Consider the following 20,264-nt stretch of genomic DNA (forward strand, 5'->3'; position numbering starts at 1 on the left):
GCGAGCCGGACGCCCACACAAATTGCCTGATCGACTTGTTAAAGAGCGCTCCTGAAGCACCGGCCCGAATGGGCGCCGCTTCGAGAGAGTGGGCATTCTACAGCCCGTCATCGAAATGTCAACCGTTGTGCGCTGCGCTGACCGTCGATGATGAAGTGAAACAGGGCTTTTTAAAAACCGCCTTCGACCGGAAAAACAAGCCGAAACAATCACCTGCTGCACTTCCCGCTGCCGCCGTGGCCTCTTGCCCCGTGACAGCGGATGCGCACTTTACCGCCCGTGGCGCCACCATGCAACCCCGCTGTCATAAAAAATTCACGTCAGGAGGCGGGATCAGTGTCGTCACCAGCAGTACTCCCGGTTTTTTTCTCCTCAGTGTCAGTCTGACCCGACCTGGCCAACTCCTCATCGACATAGGGCGAGGGAATCGGGGTGGCACGACCGGTGCGCCGCAGAATGGCCATGACCGGCCCGGAAAGACCATAGCTGCCAAACAGCAGCAGCAGCATGACGGCCGGCTCCAGCGATATCAGCACGAAGGCCAGTACGATGGCCAGCAGGGCGACAAAGGGCACCGGGCTTTTGAAATCGAGCTCCTTGAAGCTGTGGTAGCGAATATTGCTGACCATCAAAATACCGGCGGCGGCTACTACGACGGCCATTAATACCTTGAAAATGAAGGCGGTCGCTTCGAGGCTGTGAAAGGTCCACACACAACCGGCGACAATGGCCGCGGCAGAAGGGCTGGGCAGGCCGATGAACCAGCGTTTGTCGGTGCTGCCGATCTGCACGTTGAAACGCGCCAGCCGCAGGGCGGCACCGGCGACATAAACAAAGGCGGCAATCCAGCCCAGGTTGCCCACGTCCTGCAATATCCAGGCAAAGGCGACCACCGCCGGCGCCACACCGAAGGAGAGCATATCGGCAAGGCTGTCGTACTCCTCGCCAAACTTGCTCTGAGTGTTGGTCAGGCGCGCCACACGACCGTCAAAACCGTCCAGCACCATGGAAACGAAGATGGCCACAGCGGCGGAGGCAAAATCGCCGTTGAGCGCCGCCACCACGGCAAAAAAGCCGGAAAAAAGCGCGGCGGTGGTAAACAGGTTGGGCAGCAGGTAGATACCGCGGCGCCTTATCCGCTTGCCGTCGTGCAGTACGTCCTCGACTACTTCGGTATCATCCTTGAATTCGGAAAAGGGATCGCGGGGCGGCCGATTGTCGGGTGGGGGCGTCTGCGTCATGGCAATGAATATCCTTTTGAAAATCGCAACCATCAAAGCATAGACGAAGCGTCGCTGTTAATAAGACGCACGCATGGAGAAGAGACCGAGCGCAGGCGATGACAACACCATGCGCGATCCAGCAGCGTGCGCGCCATGCCTGGCGCACACGAAAAAAGAGCGGACGCGATAATTCGCGCCCGCTCGATCACAACAGGTCCGGAAGAACGGTCAGTTCTTCGACTTGTCGACCATCTTGTTGGCGGCGATCCACGGCATCATGCCGCGCAGCCGACTGCCGACCTCTTCGATCTGATGCTCACCGCCGCGGCGACGCTTGGCCTTGAGAGTCGGGAAGCCCGCCTGGTGATCAAGGATGAAGTCCTTGGCAAAAGTGCCCTCCTGAATGTCCTTGAGGACCTGGCGCATGGCGTCTTTCGTTTCGTCGGTGATGATCTTCGGCCCGGTCACGTAGTCACCGTACTCGGCGGTGTTGGAGATCGAGTAGCGCATGTCGGCCAGACCGCCTTCATACATCAGATCGACGATCAGCTTGAGCTCATGCAGGCACTCGAAGTAGGCCATCTCCGGGGCGTAGCCCGCCTCGACAAGGGTTTCGAAACCGGCCTGCACCAGCGCCGCGGTACCGCCGCAGAGCACCGCCTGCTCGCCGAACAGATCGGTCTCGGTCTCTTCCTGGAAGGTGGTGTGGATAATACCGGCGCGACCGGCACCGTTGGCCGCCGCATAGGAGAGCGCCAGTTCGCGGGCACGGCCGCTGCTGTCCTGATGGATGGCGATCAGGCTGGGAACACCGCCGCCCTGGCTGTAGGTCGAGCGCACGGTGTGGCCGGGCGCCTTGGGCGCGATCATGATGACATCGAGGTCGGCACGCGGCTCGATCTGCTGAAAATGGACGTTGAAGCCGTGGGCGAATGCCAGCGCCGCACCCTCTTTCAGATTTGGCTCGATGTCGCGATAGTAGATCTGTTTCTGGTGCTCGTCGGGAGCCAGCACCATGACCACGTCGGCGCCGGAGACCGCTTCGGTCACCTCGGCGACCTTCAGCCCGGCACCTTCGGCCTTCTGCCAGGATCCCGACCCTTTGCGCAGCGCCACGGTGACGTCGACGCCGGACTCCTTGAGGTTATTGGCGTGAGCGTGCCCCTGTGAGCCGTAGCCGAGAATGGTCACACGGCTGTTCTGGATCAGGGAGAGATCGCAATCCTTGTCGTAATACACCTGCATCGTTATCACCTTATAGGGAGGGCGGCCCGGGGCCGCCGATAGAAAAAATTTTCCGGGCGGCGCTCAGAGACTCAGCACCTTGTCGCCACGCGCAATACCCGAAACGCCGGTGCGCGCCACTTCCAGCACGCCGACAGGCGCCATTGCCTGCAGAAAGGCGTCAAGCTTGGGCGCGTCACCGGTGATCTGCACCGTATAGACGCTGGGCGTAACGTCGACGATATGGGCACGGAAAATATCCGCCGTGCGCTTGACCTCTTCACGGGCACCGCCCTGCGCCTTGACCTTGACCAGCATCAACTCGCGTTCGATGTGCGCCCCTTCGGTCAGGTCGACCAGCTTGACCACATCGATCAGACGATTGAGGTGCTTGGTAATCTGCTCGATCACCCGCTCGTCGCCGTTGGTGGTCACCGTCAGACGCGACAACGTCGGGTCGTCGGTGGGCGCCACGTTGAGCGTTTCGATATTGAAATTGCGCTGCGAAAACAGCCCCACCACGCGCGACAGCGCGCCCGGCTCATTCTCAAGCAGCATCGAGATGATATGGCGCATCAGGTTCGCTCCGTCTTCGAAAGCAGCATGTCGCACATGGCCCCCTGCGGCACCTGCATGGGGTAGACGTGCTCGCGCGGATCGACATGAACGTCCAGAAACACCAGTTCATCCTTTGAACGGAACGTCTCTTCAAGCGCGGCGTCCAGCTCTTCAGGCGTATGCACGGTGATCGCCCGGAAGCCGTAGGCCTCGATCAGCTTTTCGAAGTCCGGCAGCGACTCCATGTAGGAGTGCGCATGACGCGACTTGTAGTTGAGATCCTGCCACTGACGCACCATGCCCAGCGAAGCGTTGTTGAGATTGACGATCTTGACCGGAATGCCGAACTGCTTACAGGTCGACAGCTCCTGCATCATCATCTGAAAACTGCCCTCGCCGGTGAACAGCACCACATGCTCGTCGGGGTAACTCAGCTTGATGCCCATCGCCGCCGGGAAGCCGTAGCCCATCGTTCCCAGACCGCTGGAGGAGATCCAGCGATTGGGCTGATTGAACCTGTAGTACTGGGCGGCAAACATCTGGTGCTGGCCTACGTCGGTCACCACATAGGCATCGCCATGGGTGATGCGATGTACCGCCTCGACCACCTGCTGAGGCTTGAGCGGCTCGCCGGGAGCGGCCGGCTCGTAGAGCTTGCCACGGCGCTCGTCGCGCCAGCCGTCGATCTTCGCCCACCAGTCGTCCAGCGACACCGGCTCCGCCGGCTGGCGCTGCCCCAGCTGATTGAGCATCTCGTTAAGCACGCTGTCGGCGGCGCCGACGATGGGGACATCGGCGTGCACCGTCTTGGAGATCGAACTGGGGTCGACATCAATGTGAATAATGCGCGCGTGGGGACAGAACTTGCTGACGTTATTGGTCACCCGATCATCGAAGCGCACTCCCACGCCGAGTACCAGATCGCTCTCGTGCATGGCCATGTTGGACTCATAGGAGCCGTGCATGCCGGGCCAGCCGAGCGACCTGGGGTCGTTCTGCGGAAAGGCGCCGATGCCCATCAGCGAGGTGATAACGGGCAGATTGAGACGATGCGCCAGATCGGTCAGCGCCTCGGAAGCGCGGCCGGTGATCACCCCGCCGCCGGCGAAGATCACCGGGCGTTCGGCACTGGTCAGCAGATCCACCGCCTTGCGAATCTGACCGGTATGGCCACGACCGGCGGGATTGTAGGAGCGCAGCCTGACCTTGCGCGGATAGCTGTACTCGTAGCGCTCGGTGGGCGCGGTCATGTCCTTGGGAATATCCACCACCACCGGGCCGGGACGGCCGGACGAGGCGATATAGAACGCCTTTTTGAGTACCGTGGGGATATCGGAGGGGTGGCGAATCGAGAAGCTGTGCTTCACTATCGGACGCGTCACACCGACAATGTCGGTCTCCTGAAAGGCGTCCTCGCCGATCAGGGAACTCATCACCTGGCCGCACAGCACTACCATGGGAATGGAGTCCATGTAGGCGGTGGCGATGCCGGTGACCGCATTGGTTGCGCCGGGGCCGGAGGTAACCAGCACCACGCCGGGTTTACCGGAAGCGCGGGCATAGCCGTCGGCCATGTGGGTAGCCGCCTGTTCATGGCGGACAAGAATATGTTTGACATCTTCCTGGCGAAACAGCGCATCGTAGATGTGCAGCGCTGCGCCGCCGGGGTAGCCGTAGATATATTCGACCCCTTCATCCTTGAGGAAGCGGGCGATCATATCGGCGCCGGAAAGCAGTTCCACTTTGGGATTCCCCTTGAGTCATAGGTCTCGATGACAGGTCCGATGCGATGCGCACCGGCGTTCGAGGACGGCTGTGCCGCCTGCCGCGGCCCGAGGCCAGCGACACCTGATGTTGCACGCTGATCAATCGATGCAACGAGGACCTGCTCAATCTCATGTCGGGTCGACATGTCGGGGCGTTGATCAGGCGGTGGGTGGGACCGGCCTGTTCAGGTCCGTGGGCAGGCAGACAGCGATATGGGCCGTCCATCATGACATCGAGGGTCGCCCGATGGGTTCATGCCTGCTATCAGGAACGGCCAAGATTCTAACAGCAGTGACGCGCTGTCAACCGCCGGGGCGTTACAGAGCACTAAAATCGGGCGCCAGCAGCAGAATTGCACCAACCTGCAGCACCGTTGCGACACAGCCCCGGGCGTCACGACAAGAGGGTCGCATGAACTAAGCTGTCTATTTAATGTCGTCCGATAAACTCGTCAAGGAAATGTCGCCTTACTGCAAAACGGCTGGATGTGGCGGCACCTTTCACCTGTATCCTGTGTGGATCAGGCGTGCATTTTTTGTTTCAGGAATGACTTATCATGACAACGAGCGCCGCTGCATCGATGCCGGGCATGCCGGACACCCGGGAGGTCGCCGAGCTTCCGCCGCTTCCCGAGCACCTCTGGGGGCAGCTGTTTCACGATGTGCAGAGCCGCGGCCTGTTCAGCGACAGCAAGACCTTTGTCGATATGGTGCCGACCCGCCCCGCCGAGGAGATCATGGCCGATTACGCCGAGCTGTGTGAGCGCCACGGCGGCTGCGACGACGTCCCCTGCATCGACAATGATGCGCTGCGCGATTTCATCGAGGCACGCTTTGAACGTATCGAAACACGCGCCGGTGTCGAGCCCGACCAGAAGCAGACCCACATTAGCGATCATATCGATATCCTCTGGGACCTGCTGACCCGCGAACCGCGACCGCGCTATAACGGCTGCTCGTCGCGGCTGCCTCTACCTCGCCCCTACATCGTGCCCGGGGGCCGCTTCAACGAGATCTACTACTGGGACAGTTACTTCACCATGCTGGGGCTGCGCGAGAGCGGGCGCGAGGATCTGATGTGGGACATGGTCGACAACACCGCCTTTCTCATCGGTGCCTACGGTCACGTCCCCAATGGCAACCGCACCTACTACCTGTCGCGCTCACAACCGCCGTTTTTCTGCGCCATGGTCGGCCTGCTGGCCGAGCTCGAGGACAGCAGCGTCTTTCAACGCTATCTGCCGCAGATGGAGACCGAATACCACTACTGGATGGACGGTGACGACGGGCTGCATCCCGGCGAAGCCTTCAGACGCTGTGTGCGGTTAAGCGATGGCACACTGCTCAACCGCCACTGGGATGACCTCAATACGCCGCGCGAGGAAGCCTTTCGCGAAGACATGGAGACCGCCGGCAAGGACGGTCGCGACCATATCGAGATATGGCGCAACATCCGCGCCGGCGCCGAGAGCGGCTGGGATTTCAGCTCTCGCTGGCTGGTCGACCCGCACAACCTGGCGACCATTCGCACCGTCGATATTCTGCCGCTCGACCTCAACTGCCTGATGCACCACATGGCGACTACTATCGCCAGCACCCATCGCCACATGGGTCACAGAGAGCAGGCCGAGCGCTGGCAGCAGACCGCCGATGCCCGACTTGAGGCCTTCCATCGTATCTTCTGGTCGGAAGAGGAGCAGCGTTTCGGCGACTACCTGTGGCATGAAGATCGCCTGACCGACAGCATCAACGCCGTCGTGGTATTTCCGCTCTACTTCGGCATTGCCCGTGACGACCAGGCCCGTCATGTCGCCAGTATGATAGAGCGCAAGCTGCTCAAACCGGGCGGCCTGATGACTTCCAACATCGATACGGTGCAGCAGTGGGACGCCCCCAACGGCTGGGCGCCACTACAGTGGATGGCGATCATGGGCCTCAAGCGCTACGGTCATCATGAACTGGCCGACACCATCGCCCGGCGCTGGATACACACCAATGTGCGCCGCTTCGAGGTGGCCCACAAGCTGCTGGAAAAGTACAACGTGGTGGATATCGACGACGCCCCGGACGGCGGCGAATATCCCTCTCAGGACGGTTTCGGCTGGACCAATGGCGTGCTGCGCGCGCTGATGGCGCGCTACCCGGACGCCGGCTGATAATCCCGTCAGGCGATGCCCAGCGCTTCCAGTACCGGCAGACGCACGGCCTCGAAGTGCTGCGCCTGACGCTGTAACTCATCAAGATTATCTGCCGCACTGTGCAGCGTCTCGCCATCCCTGATCACCCGCTGCTGCTGCGCCTCGATAAGTTGCCAGGCAAAGGATGCCCACTGCACCGAGGACGCCGCCCCCTCGCTGCGGGCAAGCAGGAAAAGCTGGTCGAAGCGCGCCACATTGAGCGCACCGCCGGTCAGCGGGCTGACCAGCCAGGGCGTGTCCTGGCGGCTGCGGGACATCTTCAGGAGCGCGGCGTTGAGCCGCTGACAGCTCGGCCGCACCTGCTCGATGGTCGACGCCTCCTGTACGGCACCCAGATGACCGGCGCCGGCCAACAGCACCACCGTATATTCGAGCTGTTCACGCCGCACCTGCCCCGCGACGCGCTGCGTCAGCTCGCCAATGCTTACTGGTTGATGATCGGAGAGTGCCGCCAGCACCGGGTGGTAGATCGCCTCGCTCATGGTCGCCTCGCCGAGGCTGCCACGCACTGTCAGCGATACCTCCTCGACCGGCGCGGTCAGCACTACCCGGATCGCATCCAGTGCCTCGTGGCGCTCCAGCGGCGCCAGCGGCCGGGCGCCGCGCACCCAGTAGTCGCGGCGAAAACTCTGGTTAACCAGAAAGTCGCGCACCGTCTGGCGAAAGTGCGGCTCATCGATCTCGGCCAGCAGCTGTTGATGCGCCGCAGTCAGATTGATGGCATCGAAATGATCCGCCAGATGCGCTGAACAGGCGAACTCGAGCCGCGCCGACTGCAGCGACTCGGCCAGCCGTGAGAACGGCATGGGGTGCCAATCGCGATTGAGGTACTCATGCGCCACGTAGCCCGGATCCTGCTGGGCAATGGTGTCTAGACGCTCGTTGACACCCGGATTGACCTCGGCGTAGCCGGGCTGAGCCGCCATCAAACGCTCGGCAAAAGCCAGAGCGTCGCGGGCCTGCCTCTCGGTGCCCTGCCCCGGCGCCCCCATCGTCTCGGTGTGAGCGCGCAAAATCTCACGCATGGGTGAAAACGTCGCCCAGCCGGGCGTGGTGTTGTAGCTGATGTAGACCACCCCGCCGGTTCTGAGCTTGCGACGCAGGAAGTCGGTCAGTATTTCGCGGTTGGCCTCACTGACCCAACTCCAGACCCCGTGCAGGGCGATAAAATCGAAATCGGGCAGATCGTCGCGGGCACAGAAGGTCGCGAAATCCTCATCAAAGAGCTGCGCCTCGCTGCCGGACTGTTCAGCAAGCGACTGGGCGCCGGACGTCTGGGCGGAAATGAAATCGTTGCCGTACCAGCGGGTGACCGACGCCGCCGCGTGAGCGTTGAGCGACAACCCGTGACCGAAGCCCAGCTCACAGGCCGTCGTCACCTGCGGCGCAGCGAGGCCGCTGCGTGCCAGTGCCAGCTGCATCTGCAGCGGATTGAGGGCGCCGTAGTAGCCCCGCGTATACAGAATGTCGGTGACGTAGCCGCCGCTCCAGTCGCTCATCGATACTCCGGCCGGTTGGGTTGGGTGACAGCGCCATGATGGCAGTTTTGCCTCCCTTCCGGCAGTACCCGCAGCGGCGAGTATAAAAACCCGGCCGAAGCCGGGTCAGCAGAGAGAACTGCGGCAGCACCGAAGTCAGCCGTTATCTTTTGAACACCAGCTTATCGCCGTCCATGTCGACATGGAGGGTATCCCCGGCGCCAAAATCGCCGGCCAGCAGCGCCTGCGCCAGCGGATTCTCGAGCCGGCTCTGGATCGCCCGACGCAGCGGACGAGCCCCGAAGACCGGATCGAAGCCCGCCTCGGCCAGCGTCGCCATCGCCTGTGGTGCCACTTCGAGGTGGATATCGCGATCGGCCAGCCGCTTGCGCAACTGATCGAGCTGAATACTGGCGATCGCCTCGATCTGCGCCTGACCAAGGGCGTGGAACACCACCACCTCGTCGATGCGGTTGATCAACTCGGGGCGGAAGTGATTGCCGACCTCGTCCATCACCGCCGCGCGCATGCGCTCATAGCCCGCCTCATCCTGCTCGCCGGCGTAGTTCTGGATAATGTGCGAGCCCAGATTGGAGGTCATCACCACCACGGTGTTGCGGAAATCCACCGTGCGTCCCTGGCCGTCGGTCAGGCGGCCGTCCTCAAGCACCTGCAGCAGAATGTTGAAGACATCCGGGTGGGCCTTCTCCACCTCGTCGAGCAGCAGCACCGAGTAGGGCTTGCGGCGCACCGCCTCGGTCAGATAACCGCCCTGCTCGTAGCCCACATAGCCGGGAGGGGCACCGATCAGCCGCGCCACGGAGTGTTTCTCCATGAATTCCGACATATCGATGCGCACCATCGCCTCTTCGGTGTCGAACAGGAAGTTCGCCAGCGACTTGCACAGCTCGGTCTTGCCCACCCCGGTGGGGCCGAGGAACAGAAAGGAGCCGTTGGGTCGGTTGGGGTCGCTGATGCCGGCACGCGAGCGGCGCACCGCATTGGCCACCGCGGTAACCGCCTCGTCCTGACCGATCACCCGCTCATGCAGCGCCTGCTCCATGCGTAGCAGCTTGTCGCGCTCGCCCTCCAGCATCTTCGCCACCGGAATACCGGTCCAGCGCGACACCACCTCGGCAATCTCCTCCTCGCTGACCACCGAGCGCAGCAGCCTGAGCGGGGTGTTTTCGGCCTCGCTCGCTTCGCTGATCCGGCGCTCCAGCTGCGGAATAAGGCCGTGCTGCAGCTCCGACATGCGGCCCAGATCGCCCTGGCGGCGCGCCGCCTCGAGATCGGTACGGGCCTGATCGAGCTCGGCCTTGAACTGCGCCGCGCCCTGCAAAATGGCCTTCTCGGAGGTCCACACCTCCTCCAGATCGGCATACTCGCGCTCCATCTCGCCGATCTGCTCCTCGAGCGATTCAAGCCGCCTGCGGGTCGCCTCGTCGGTCTCCTTCCTGAGCGCTTCGCGCTCGATCTTGAGCTGGATCAGGCGTCGCTCGAGACGGTCCATCTCTTCCGGTTTGGAGTCCATCTCCATGCGGATGCGCGAGGCCGCCTCGTCGATCAGGTCGATCGCCTTGTCGGGCAACTGACGATCGGTGATATAGCGGGTCGACAGCCGCGCGGCGGCGATGATCGCCGGATCGGTGATATCGACGCCGTGGTGAACCTCATAGCGCTCCTTGAGACCGCGCAGGATGGCGATGGTGTCCTCCTCGGAGGGCTCATCGACCAGCACCTTCTGAAAGCGGCGCTCCAGGGCGGCATCCTTTTCGATATCCTGGCGGTACTCATCCAGAGTCGTGGCACCCACGCAGTGCAGTTCGCCGCGCGCCAGCGCCGGCTTGAGCATGTTGCCGGCATCCAGCGACCCTTCGGTCTTGCCGGCGCCGACCATGGTGTGCAGCTCGTCAATGAAGAGGATAACGCGCCCCTCTTCCTTCGCCAGCTCGTTGAGCACCGCCTTGAGGCGCTCCTCGAAGTCGCCGCGATATTTGGCCCCGGCCAGCAGCGCGCCCAGGTCCAGGGAGAGCACACGCTTGTCCTTGAGCCCCTCGGGCACTTCGCCGTTGACGATACGGCTGGCCAGCCCCTCGACGATGGCGGTCTTGCCCACCCCGGGCTCGCCGATCAGCACCGGATTGTTCTTGGTGCGCCGCTGCAGCACCTGGATGGTGCGGCGAATCTCCTCGTCGCGGCCGATCACCGGGTCGAGCTTGCCGCTGGCGGCGCGCTCGGTGAGATCAGTAGTGTACTTTTCCAGCGCCTCGCGCTTCTCCTCGGCCTCGGCATCCTGCACGCTGTCACCGCCGCGCAGGCTGTCGATCGCCGCGCGCAAGCTCTTCTCGTTGAGTCCCGCCCCGTTCAGGGCGCGCGCGATGCCCTTGCCGCCCTGCAGCGCCGCCAGCAGCACCAGTTCAGTAGCGATGAACTGGTCATTGCGCTTTTGCGCCTCGCGGTCGGCGAGATTGAGCAACTGGCCCAGCTCCTGCCCCATACTCACATTGCCGTCGAAGTTGCTGACGCGGGGCAGTTCATCGACATTTTTTACCAGCGCCTCGCGCACCCGTGTGGCGTCACCGCCGGCCTTCTGAATCAGGCCGCGAAAGCCGCTGTCACGAGCATCCAGCAGTGCCAGCAGCAGGTGGCCGGGCTGCAGCTGATTGTGACCGCGCCCCACCGCCAGCGACTGGGCGTCCGAGAGCGCGCTCTGTACGCGGCTGGTCAGTTTATCCATTCGCATCTGTCTATCCTCGCTTGCACCCGGTCGTCAGCTGCCAATCGACAGTGCGTCTCGGGCGCTCTGATATCGGTTCTGATACAAAGATGGGGACAGCGCGTCAACTTTCAAGCCAACAAGGGTTGACAAAATGCAGGAGATCGGCAGGGCGTTCAGCGCAGCCAGATGACACTGGTCATGCGCCCGGTGCGACCGTCGTCACGGCGGTATGAATAGAAGCGCGGGTCGGAAGCGGTACAGAAGTGGCCGCCGCCGATTTCGGTGATGCCCAGCGCCTCAAGGCGCAGCCGTGCCAGCCGGTAGAGATCGCCCATATAGTGCCCCAGCTTGTAGGGGCTGGTCTCGAAGGCGGTGGCGGCCTGCGGCTGAACGTTGACGAAGGCGTCATACACCTCGCGACCCACCTCGTACTGCATGTTGGAGATCGCCGGCCCCAGCCACGCGATCACCTCCTCTCCGGGACAACCCAACGCCGCGACCGCGGCTTCCAGTACACCACCGGCCAGACCGCGCCAGCCGGCGTGGGCGGCCGCCACGCGTGTTCCGCGGCGGTCGCAGAACAGCACCGGCAGGCAGTCGGCAGTCTGAATCACACAGGCGTAGCTGCGGTCGACGGCCACCGACGCATCGGCGCTCGGCGGCGGCGTCCGGTAGTGCTGCTGCACGCGCGCGCCGTGCACCTGATCGAGCCATAAAAGCGGCCGATGGTCGCCGATGCGGGCGCTCAAAAGCTGGCGCGCATGCGCCACCACGACCGGGTCATCGCCGACGTGAGCGGCAGCGTTGAAGGCGGCGAAGTCGCCCTGGCTGGGGCCACGGGTACGGGTCGTGACAAAGGCGCCCACGCTTTCCGGCGCCAGCCACTCGGGCAGAATCAGGCTCGGCTGTTCGCTGTTCGGCGGTGTCATGCTCAGTGGCTCTCCCGGTCCTCGCGCAGCACATCCAGCAGCATATAGATCTCATCGGGCAACTCGCTGCTGAAGGCGAGGGTTTCACCGCTGACGGGATGGTCGAAAGCGAGCCGACGGGCGTGCAGCGCCTGGCGCGGAAACTCGCGCAGCACCTCCTTGAGCGCCTCGGTGGCGCCGGGTGGCAGCCTGGGGCGGCCGCCATAGAGCGGGTCACCGATCAGCGGCAGCCGCTGATGGGCCATGTGAACGCGAATCTGGTGGGTGCGGCCGGTTTCGAGCCGGCAGCGCACGTGGGTGTGACCGCGAAAGCGCTCCAGCACCCGGTAGTGGGTGACCGCCGGCTTACCGCCATGGGCGACCACGGCCTGCCGCTTGCGATCGCTCGGGTGGCGGCCAATGGGCGCCTCGATGCGGCCGCCGGCGATCGGGGTGCCGGTAACGACCGCATCGTATTCGCGCTTGACGCTGCGTGCCTGCAACTGCTCGACCAGCGCAGTCTGTGCCGCCAGAGTTCGCGCCACCACCATCAGCCCGCTGGTATCCTTGTCGAGACGATGGACGATGCCGGCGCGCGGCAGCGTGGCAAGCGTCGCGTCGTAATGCAAAAGCGCATTGAGCAGCGTACCGCTCTCGTTACCGGCGGCGGGATGCACCACCAGCCCGGCCGGCTTGTTGATCACCAGCAACTGGTCATCCGCGAACACGATCTCCAGCTCGATCGCCTCCGGCTGCCAGCTGTCACGCTCCTCCAGCACCACGTGCAGCGCCAGGGTGGCACCGCTCGGCACCGGCGACTTCGGCTGCGCGCGCTGGCCGTCGAGTGTCAGCGCCCCCTCGCGAATCCAGCTCTTGAGACGCTCGCGGGAGAAGTCGTCGAAAAGCGCCGCCGCCGCCTGGTCAAGGCGCAGGCCGATCATGGCATCGGGGACGATATGGGCTTGCTCGATGGTCTGTGAGATGGTCTGTGACATGGCGTTTCCGTAACGCGCAGCCCCCAAACGTTTCGCCGAGGCTGTGCAATGCTTTATAGTGCAGAGCCACTGTCGCCGGGCCGATTCGCATTGGCCGCCGCAGGCCTGTACCATTTCATGTGTCGCTGATCGGCGGATTCTAGCACGCCGCCGCGGTATGTTTGAGACGAGGAAGACGATGCGTGCCATCTCCCTGAGCGCCCTTGCGCTGGCGGCGGTTCTGCTGGTCGGCTGTGCCGGCAACCAGAGCCGGGAAGAGGATTCACAGCTCAGCGAGCAGCAGCTCTATCAGAACATTCAGCAGGCGCTGGATGACGGACGCTACTCGCGAGCGGTAACGCTGCTGGAAACGCTGGACAGCCGCTTTCCGTTCGGTGAATACGCCGAGCAGTCGCAGCTCGAGCTGATCTACGGCTACTACCAGGTCAATAACTGGGAAGCGACCCGCGCTGCCGCGAGTCGCTTCATTCGCCTGCACCCCGACAATCCCCAGGTGGATTACGCCTACTATATGCGCGGCCTGGCCGCCTGGCAGTCGGGGCGTTTCAGCCTTGAAACCCTCGAGCTGATCGATATCTCCAAACGCGATCTGGGGGCTACCCGTGACGCCTACGTCGACTTCGGCGAAGTAGCGCGTCGCTTCCCGGACAGCCCCTATGCCGCGGACGCCCGCCAGCGCATTATCTACCTGCGCAACGTGCTGGCGCGTCATGAGCTGCAGGTGGCCGACTTCTACCTGCGCAAGGAGGCCTATGTGGCCGCCGTCAATCGCGGTCAGTGGGTGATTGATTACTATCCGCAGACGCCGGCTTCCCGCGATGCCCTGGCGGTTATCGTGGAGGGCTACATGGGGCTCAACATGCCGGCCGAGGCGCGCGAGGCGCTGGCTCAGCTGATCAACAACGATCCTGACAACGCCCGTCTCGACGGCGACACCTTCGACCCTCGCTATGTAGGCGGCTCGCTGTCACTCAAGGGTTCATGAGCCGGCGGCCGAACCCGGCGCTTTTGATATCACGACAAACCCGGCGACGGTGTCGCCGGGTTTGTCGTATCAATCGCCCGGCTGCCAGCCGTTGACGATCGGATAGCGTCGGTCACGGCCGAAGCCGCGCAGGGTGGCACGCACACCCGGAGGCGCCTGGCGTCGCTTGTACTCGGTGCGGTCGACCAGTTTGACCACCTTCTCCACCGCGTCGCGATCGAAGCCGGCGGCGATGATCGCCTCCTGACTCTGATCGCCTTCGATGTAGCGCTCGAGAATCTCGTCCAGCACGTCGTAATCCGGCAGCGAGTCGCTGTCGAGCTGATCCTCGGAGAGCTCCGCCGAGGGGGGCCGCTCGATCACCCGAGCGGGCACACACTCTGCCTCGCCCTCCTCGAGCGCCTGGCGGTTGCGCCAGCGCGCCAGGCGGTAGACCCATGTCTTGTAGACATCCTTGAGGGCGTTATAGCCGCCGACCATATCGCCGTAGAGCGTGGCGTAGCCCACCGCCATCTCGCTCTTGTTGCCGGTGGTCAGCACCATCAGCCCCTTCTTGTTGGAGAGCGCCATCAACAGCGTGCCGCGGATGCGCGACTGCAGGTTCTCCTCGGTGGTATCCGCTGCGCTGCCCTCGAAGCTGGCTGCCAGGGTGGCGGTGAAGGCCTCGACCATGGGCGCGATCTCCAGCACCTCGTAGTGCACGCCCAGCGTTCGAGCCTGCTCGGCGGCGTCCTCGCGCGAAATCTCGGCGGTGTAGTGATAGGGCATCATCACCGCCTGCACCCGGTCGGGGCCCAGCGCGTCCACCGCGATCGCCAGCGACAGCGCCGAATCGATGCCGCCGGAGAGACCCAGCACCACGCCGTGGAAACCGCTCTTGTTGACGTAGTCGCGCACCCCGGTCACCAATGCGCAGTAGAGCGACTCCTCCGCTGTCGCCGGCAGCGGCATCAGCTCGCCGTCGACGATATCGACCCCACCGTCGTCGTTGCGGGTCAGTCGAATCGGCATCAGCCCCGGCTGCCAGGCCAGCGCCTGCACGCGACACTCGCCGCCGGCATCGAGGGCGAAGGAGGCGCCGTCGAATACCAGTTCGTCCTGCCCACCGATCTGATTGACGTAGATCAGTGGACACTGTGCCCGGCGGGCGCTTTCGGCGAACAGCTCGACCCGCTCGGTGGATTTACCGCGATGCCAGGGAGAGGCATTGAGCGAGACGATCACCTCGGCGCCGGCCGCCACGGTATCGGCGATCGGCTCATCGACCCACAGGTCCTCACAGATCAGCACACCCAGCCGTATGCCGCGATGTTCGATCACGCAGCTGCGATCGCCCACCTCGAAATAGCGCTTCTCATCGAACACCCGGTAGTTGGGCAGCGCACGCTTGGCGTACTCATCGCGCCATTCACCGTTGAGCAGTGCCCCGGCCATGTTGAAGCGGCGGCCGTCACGCTCGGCGGGATAGCCCACCAGCACCAGCACGTCGCGCACCGTCTTCTCCGCCATACGCTGGCGCGCCTGCTCGATTCGCGCGGCCATCGACTCGCGCAGCAGCAGGTCTTCCGGCGGGTAGCCGGCAAGGAAGAGCTCGGGCAGCACCACTACATCGGCGCCGTGTTCGATCTTCGCCTCGCGCACCGCTTCGATAGCGCGCTCCGCGTTACCCGGAATGTCGCCCGTCAGCGGATCGAGCTGGGCCATGACCAGGGTTAGCTCTTGCATGAAAAAGGCTCTTTGAACGGGAATGGATAAAAACCGACAGCGGCGCCGGATTCGGCGGCCCGACGCCACAGCGATAATTATCCATGACCCGCGCCCTCGTGGCGAGTCAGCGCCCCGAGCCTGCGGTCAGACCGCTGACCAGATACTTCTGGGTGAAACCAAAGACCACCGCCACCGGCAGTACGATCAGCACCGCTGCCGACATCAGGCTGCCCCAGTTTACCGTCCACAGACCCATGAAGCTGAAAACGCCGGTCGACAGGGTGCGCATCGAATCGTCGGAAATCAGGGTGAAGGCAAGCACGAATTCGCTCCAGGCGAGAATCAGCGCGTAGATCGCCGCGGCCATGATCGCCGGTGTCGACAGCGGCAGAATGATACGCAGCACGATATAGAGACGACTACAGCCATCAAGGCGCGCCGCCTCCTCGATCTCGATCGGCACAGTGTCGAAAAAGCCCTTCATCATCCAGGTGATGATGGGGATCGCAAATACCGTGTAGGTCATGATCAGGGCGATATAGGTATTCAACAGCCCGGTCGCCTGCATGAACTGATAGAGCGGCATGATCAGCAACACCACCGGTACCATCTGCCCCACCAGCATGGCAACGCCGATGGCCCTGATGCCCGGTGTACGATCCAGCCGGCTGATGGCGTAGGCCGCAAAGATGCCAACCGCCAGCGACACCACCACGGTGGCGAGGGAGACAATCACGCTGTTGACGAAATAGGTGGGAAAGGCCGTCTCGAACAGCACCTCACGGAAATGCGCAAGGGTGGGATGGGCGGTGAAGAAGGTCGGCGTATCGCTGAGAATCTCGCCGCTCGGCTTGAGCGCGGTAGCCAGCGCCCACGCCAGCGGAAAAAGCGCATAGACGCTGGCGACGAGCAGACCGGCATAGGTCAGCAGATGGCGCATTCGGCGGCGACTAGCCCTTGTTCGCAGTATACGCATCGATCCTCCTCGCCCGGCGGCGCTGAATGTAGAAGTAGAGGCCGATAGCCACCAGCAGCATCAGCAGCATGATCACTGCCACTGCGGAAGCCTCGCCGAAACGGTACTGCTCGAAGGCCAGCAGATAGGTCTGGATCGCCAGCGTTTCGGTGGCGTTGAGGGGGCCGCCCTGGGTCATCAGCCAGATAAAGTCGAAGTTGTTGAATACCCAGATCACATTGAGGATGCTCAGAATCAGGGTGATCCCCTTGAGCTTGGGCAGCACGATGTACCACAGCCGCTGTAGCGCATTGGCACCGTCAAGCTCGGCGGCCTCCAGCTCGGCGCGGTCGATGGTCTGCAGCACCGCCAGATAGGAGAGCGTCCAGAACGGAAAGCTGCGCCAGACATTGGTGTTGATGACCGCCAGCATCGCAGTCCATTTATTGCCCAGCCAGCTGACGTTGTCGGAGATGATCCCCAGCTCCCTGAGAATGGCATTGAGAATGCCGTACTCACCGTTGAGTATCCAGCTCCAGGTCATGGCGGCCACCACGATCGGCACCACCCAGGGCGTAATCATGATGGCGCGAAACAGGGCACGGCCGCGCACCTGCTGGTTGAGCAGCAGCGCCGTGGCGAGACCCACGACGAACTCACCGAACACCGAGCCGACCGTCCACACCACCCCGTTCCAGACGTTGGACCAGAACAGCGGCTCGGAGACCGCCCGCACGAAATTGTCGAGGCCGACGAAACCATTGGCATCCGGTCGCAGCAGATTGACGTTAAAGAAACTGTCGACGATAACGTTGACGATTGGAATGAGCAGCAGCCCGACCAGAAACACCACCGCAGGCAATACAAACAGATAAGAGATCCAGTGCCGTTTCAGAAAGCGCATTACCGGCGTGCCGCGCCGCGAGCGGGCAGCGGCTGCTGGCTGCAAGGCGCCGGCCGAGTCGACACTCTTGTACTCACTGTCGCGGCGGCGAATGGAGTCGTGGAAATGGGCCATCAGGAGACTCGCGCATGTTGTTGGTTGAACACATGGAGATGTTGCACATCAACGCGAAGCTGTAGCCGATCGCCGACAGCCCCCCTGAAATCGCTGGCACAGATGGCATTGAGCGCGCCTCCCGAGGGGGTGACGGTTTCAACGATACGTGAATTGCCCACGTTCTCGATCAGCTCGATATGTACCGGCACTTCGATCGCGGACGTCGTCGAGGGCGACGATGACGAGCAGAGATGCACGTGCTCGGGGCGAAAGCCAAGCTCGATCGGCCCGGACGCCACATCGGCGCGCAGTCTGGCGGCGCGCGCCGATTCCAGCGGCACCGGCTCACCCCAGAGCCGCAGCTCGTCATGCTCCGCCGCCCACTCGCCGCTGGCAAAGTTCATCGGCGGCGTACCGATGAACTCGGCAACGAAACGGTTGGCGGGCCGGTCGTAGATCTGTTCGGGGGTGCCGATCTGCTGCACCACGCCATCCTTCATGACCACGATGCGATGGCCCATGGTCATCGCCTCGACCTGATCATGGGTGACATAAACGGTGGTAATCCCCAGTTGACGCTGCAGTTTGACGATCTCGGCGCGCATTGCCACGCGTAGTTTGGCGTCGAGATTGGACAGCGGCTCGTCCATCAGAAACAGCTTCGGCTGGCGCACGATGGCGCGCCCCAGCGCCACCCGCTGCCGCTGGCCGCCCGACAGCTCACGCGGCTTGCGCCCCAGCAGATGGCTGATGCCCAGCAGTTCGGCGACATCGCGGGCCTGGTGCTCACGCGCGTCGCGCGATACGCCGCGCATCTTGAGACTGAAGGCGATGTTGTCGAGCACCGACATATGGGGATAGAGGGCGTAGTTCTGAAACACCATGGCGACATCGCGGTCGCGGGCCGGTACCTCGGTGATATCAAGGTCGCCGAGCGCAATAGTGCCGGCGGTGACGTCCTCCAGCCCGGCAATCATGCGCATGGTGGTGGTCTTGCCGCAGCCCGAAGGGCCGACCAGCACGATGAACTCGCCCGGCTCGGCCTCGAGGCAGAAATCCTCGACGGCCAGGGTGCCACCAAACCCTTTCGATACATGACTCAGATTCAGATCCGTCATGACATGACTCCAGAGTGGCGGCGAACGCTCCTGCCCGGGGCGTCGCCGACAACGACTTTCAGGAACCGGATTCGGCGAACAGGCCGTTATCCTTCAGCGACTGATTGATCTGATCGGAAAGCCAGATGGCAGTATCGCGCGGCGAGCTGTCGCCAATCAGGACACGCTGGATGGCTTCCGACATCGCCTTGTTGATGGCGCCGAGCGGCACCGGCGGCCAGCTGCGGCCGTACTGAATCAGTGCCGAGAAGCCTTTTCCCCACTGATCGTCGACCACCACGTCTCGCCGCGGCGATCGATTGGCGGCGTAAAGGCGCTGCGCTTCGGCGCTATCGGCCCACTTGAGAAACTCGACGGCGGCCTCGTGGTGAGGTGACTTGCGGAAGGTGATGCCCGGCCGCACTTCGAGGAAGGTGACCGGCGTGCGGTTGTAGACCGGCACCCCACCGACGCGCAGATCGGCCATGCTGTCCGGGTTGGTCTGGGTATATTCACTGATCCAGCTGCCGTCCTGGGTGATGGCGACGTTGCCGAGCGCCAGATTCTGGTCCAGGTCCTGGTAGCTCCAGTTGGCCTGCACCCGGCCGATGGCGCCGCTGTCGAGCAGGTCGCGGTAAAAACCGAACACTTCACTGGCACGCGCCAGCGTCGCGGGGTCGTCCTGCCAGTCGTTGCGATACCGCCCCTCCCCCTTGCGCGTGGCGATCGACAGGTCATTGCCCCACAGATAGATCGCCAGCTCCTGCGGACCGCGCGCGGCATCAGTGGAGATGCCATAGGGATATTTCACGCCGCTCTCTTTCAACTGCGGCGCCATCGTCAGCAGCTGCTGCCAGGTCTCGGGCGGCGCCTCGATGCCGGCCCGGTCGAGATCGTCGTGATGGTAGAGGGTGGCACGCAGGCCCACATAGAGCGGGAAAGCGATGATCTCCTGGTTGATGGTCAGCGCCGACCATACCGAGTCGTAAATCTGTTTGGACTCCGGCCACTGGGCGATGTCACTGCTCAGATCGGGCAGTGCGTTCATGCGATAGAGATCGGGCAGCCACGAGTCCAGCCCGATGACAACATCCGGCGGATTGCCCGCCATCACCGCATTGGTCATTTTCTGGCGCATCTGGTCATAGGGCAGCGACTGGGTATCGAAACTGACCTCGGGATGCAGCTGCTGATAGCGGTCGAGCAGCCTGTACCAGCCGGCATAGAGGGGGTCGTCGCGGCCGCCGGCCACGTCCCACCACAGCGAGATCACCGTTTTACTGTCGGCGGACGGCTTATCGCCGGTGTCGCTGGCGGTCTGCTGATCCTCACTGCCTCCCGAGCAGCCGCTCAGCATCAGCAGGCTGCCCAGCACCAGAGGGGTCAGATATTTCATTGAAGGATATCGCATTGTAAGTACCTCCCCACGCTCAATCGTCCGCTTACGG

Annotated in this window: 15 protein-coding genes; 2 read left to right on the forward strand and 13 right to left on the reverse strand. The window is 63.1% G+C overall.

Annotated features, from left to right (window positions below; genetic code table 11):
- Positions 1 to 320 precede the first annotated feature (320 nt).
- The 4 genes from pssA to H146_RS0112935 all read right to left on the reverse strand — a co-directional run bounded on the left by pssA (position 321) and on the right by H146_RS0112935 (position 4,747).
- Entirely contained in the window at positions 321 to 1,241 is a 921-nt protein-coding gene (gene pssA / locus H146_RS0112920; RefSeq protein ID WP_019952299.1) for a CDP-diacylglycerol--serine O-phosphatidyltransferase, read from the reverse strand.
- A gap of 210 nt (positions 1,242 to 1,451) precedes the next feature.
- Positions 1,452 to 2,468 carry a ketol-acid reductoisomerase gene (gene ilvC, locus H146_RS0112925; protein WP_019952300.1) on the reverse strand — a complete coding sequence of 339 codons (1,017 nt, stop codon included), beginning with the start codon at positions 2,466 to 2,468 and terminating at the stop codon, positions 1,452 to 1,454.
- Positions 2,469 to 2,531: 63 nt separating this feature from the next.
- Complete coding sequence (gene ilvN / locus H146_RS0112930) at positions 2,532 to 3,023, reverse strand: acetolactate synthase small subunit (protein WP_019952301.1); 492 nt, start codon at positions 3,021 to 3,023, stop codon at positions 2,532 to 2,534.
- Complete coding sequence (locus tag H146_RS0112935; RefSeq protein WP_019952302.1) at positions 3,023 to 4,747, reverse strand: acetolactate synthase 3 large subunit; 1,725 nt, start codon at positions 4,745 to 4,747, stop codon at positions 3,023 to 3,025. Before H146_RS0112935 ends, ilvN begins: the two co-directional genes overlap by 1 nt.
- 581 nt (positions 4,748 to 5,328) lie before the next feature.
- Here H146_RS0112935 and treF point away from each other — a divergent pair.
- The gene (gene treF, locus H146_RS0112940) at positions 5,329 to 6,927 is read left to right on the forward strand and encodes an alpha,alpha-trehalase TreF (RefSeq protein ID WP_156826814.1); all 1,599 of its coding nucleotides are present in this window, start codon (positions 5,329 to 5,331) and stop codon (positions 6,925 to 6,927) included.
- 8 nt (positions 6,928 to 6,935) lie between these two features.
- Here treF and H146_RS0112945 read toward each other — a convergent pair whose 3' ends face one another.
- The 4 genes from H146_RS0112945 to rluD form a co-directional block, all read right to left on the reverse strand.
- Positions 6,936 to 8,468: a methyltransferase regulatory domain-containing protein gene (locus H146_RS0112945; RefSeq protein ID WP_019952304.1), complete on the reverse strand. Its 1,533-nt coding sequence runs from the start codon at positions 8,466 to 8,468 to the stop codon at positions 6,936 to 6,938.
- 142 nt (positions 8,469 to 8,610) lie between these two features.
- Entirely contained in the window at positions 8,611 to 11,193 is a 2,583-nt protein-coding gene (gene clpB, locus H146_RS0112950; protein WP_026351971.1) for an ATP-dependent chaperone ClpB, read from the reverse strand.
- Positions 11,194 to 11,342: 149 nt separating this feature from the next.
- Entirely contained in the window at positions 11,343 to 12,098 is a 756-nt protein-coding gene (gene pgeF / locus H146_RS0112955) for a peptidoglycan editing factor PgeF (protein ID WP_019952306.1), read from the reverse strand.
- 2 nt (positions 12,099 to 12,100) lie between these two features.
- Complete coding sequence (gene rluD, locus H146_RS0112960) at positions 12,101 to 13,072, reverse strand: 23S rRNA pseudouridine(1911/1915/1917) synthase RluD (RefSeq protein WP_019952307.1); 972 nt, start codon at positions 13,070 to 13,072, stop codon at positions 12,101 to 12,103.
- Positions 13,073 to 13,250: 178 nt separating this feature from the next.
- Between rluD and H146_RS0112965 the strand changes: the two genes are divergently transcribed.
- A complete protein-coding gene (locus tag H146_RS0112965) occupies positions 13,251 to 14,057 on the forward strand; it encodes an outer membrane protein assembly factor BamD (RefSeq protein WP_019952308.1) in 807 nt (268 codons plus the stop codon).
- Between the two features lie 69 nt (positions 14,058 to 14,126).
- Here the strand turns inward: H146_RS0112965 and H146_RS0112970 are convergent, their stop codons facing one another.
- The 5 genes from H146_RS0112970 to H146_RS0112990 all read right to left on the reverse strand — a co-directional run bounded on the left by H146_RS0112970 (position 14,127) and on the right by H146_RS0112990 (position 20,227).
- Entirely contained in the window at positions 14,127 to 15,782 is a 1,656-nt protein-coding gene (locus H146_RS0112970; protein WP_019952309.1) for an NAD+ synthase, read from the reverse strand.
- Positions 15,783 to 15,888: 106 nt separating this feature from the next.
- A complete protein-coding gene (locus tag H146_RS0112975; RefSeq protein ID WP_033195719.1) occupies positions 15,889 to 16,740 on the reverse strand; it encodes a carbohydrate ABC transporter permease in 852 nt (283 codons plus the stop codon).
- Positions 16,715 to 17,737, reverse strand: coding sequence for a carbohydrate ABC transporter permease (locus tag H146_RS0112980; RefSeq protein ID WP_019952311.1), 1,023 nt, complete (start codon positions 17,735 to 17,737; stop codon positions 16,715 to 16,717). The genes H146_RS0112975 and H146_RS0112980 overlap by 26 nt, the downstream gene beginning before the upstream one ends.
- Positions 17,737 to 18,837 carry an ABC transporter ATP-binding protein gene (locus H146_RS0112985; RefSeq protein ID WP_019952312.1) on the reverse strand — a complete coding sequence of 367 codons (1,101 nt, stop codon included), beginning with the start codon at positions 18,835 to 18,837 and terminating at the stop codon, positions 17,737 to 17,739. Before H146_RS0112985 ends, H146_RS0112980 begins: the two co-directional genes overlap by 1 nt.
- A 58-nt stretch (positions 18,838 to 18,895) precedes the next feature.
- Entirely contained in the window at positions 18,896 to 20,227 is a 1,332-nt protein-coding gene (locus H146_RS0112990; RefSeq protein ID WP_169433486.1) for an ABC transporter substrate-binding protein, read from the reverse strand.
- Positions 20,228 to 20,264: the final 37 nt, after the last annotated feature.

The sequence above is a fragment of the Kushneria aurantia DSM 21353 genome (genome assembly GCF_000382245.1).
Lineage (GTDB): Bacteria > Pseudomonadota > Gammaproteobacteria > Pseudomonadales > Halomonadaceae > Kushneria > Kushneria aurantia.

Coding starts and splice junctions, on each gene's coding strand:
- pgeF (WP_019952306.1), bottom strand. CDS start 12,098: ATGACACCGCCGAACAGCGAACAGCCGAGCCTGATTCTGCCCGAGTGG.
- H146_RS0112990 (WP_169433486.1), bottom strand. CDS start 20,227: ATGCGATATCCTTCAATGAAATATCTGACCCCTCTGGTGCTGGGCAGC.
- H146_RS0112970 (WP_019952309.1), bottom strand. CDS start 15,782: ATGCAAGAGCTAACCCTGGTCATGGCCCAGCTCGATCCGCTGACGGGC.
- ilvN (WP_019952301.1), bottom strand. CDS start 3,023: ATGCGCCATATCATCTCGATGCTGCTTGAGAATGAGCCGGGCGCGCTG.
- H146_RS0112985 (WP_019952312.1), bottom strand. CDS start 18,837: ATGACGGATCTGAATCTGAGTCATGTATCGAAAGGGTTTGGTGGCACC.
- pssA (WP_019952299.1), bottom strand. CDS start 1,241: ATGACGCAGACGCCCCCACCCGACAATCGGCCGCCCCGCGATCCCTTT.
- ilvC (WP_019952300.1), bottom strand. CDS start 2,468: ATGCAGGTGTATTACGACAAGGATTGCGATCTCTCCCTGATCCAGAAC.
- clpB (WP_026351971.1), bottom strand. CDS start 11,193: ATGCGAATGGATAAACTGACCAGCCGCGTACAGAGCGCGCTCTCGGAC.
- H146_RS0112975 (WP_033195719.1), bottom strand. CDS start 16,740: ATGCGTATACTGCGAACAAGGGCTAGTCGCCGCCGAATGCGCCATCTG.
- H146_RS0112945 (WP_019952304.1), bottom strand. CDS start 8,468: ATGAGCGACTGGAGCGGCGGCTACGTCACCGACATTCTGTATACGCGG.
- rluD (WP_019952307.1), bottom strand. CDS start 13,072: ATGTCACAGACCATCTCACAGACCATCGAGCAAGCCCATATCGTCCCC.
- H146_RS0112965 (WP_019952308.1), top strand. CDS start 13,251: ATGCGTGCCATCTCCCTGAGCGCCCTTGCGCTGGCGGCGGTTCTGCTG.
- treF (WP_156826814.1), top strand. CDS start 5,329: ATGACAACGAGCGCCGCTGCATCGATGCCGGGCATGCCGGACACCCGG.
- H146_RS0112980 (WP_019952311.1), bottom strand. CDS start 17,737: ATGGCCCATTTCCACGACTCCATTCGCCGCCGCGACAGTGAGTACAAG.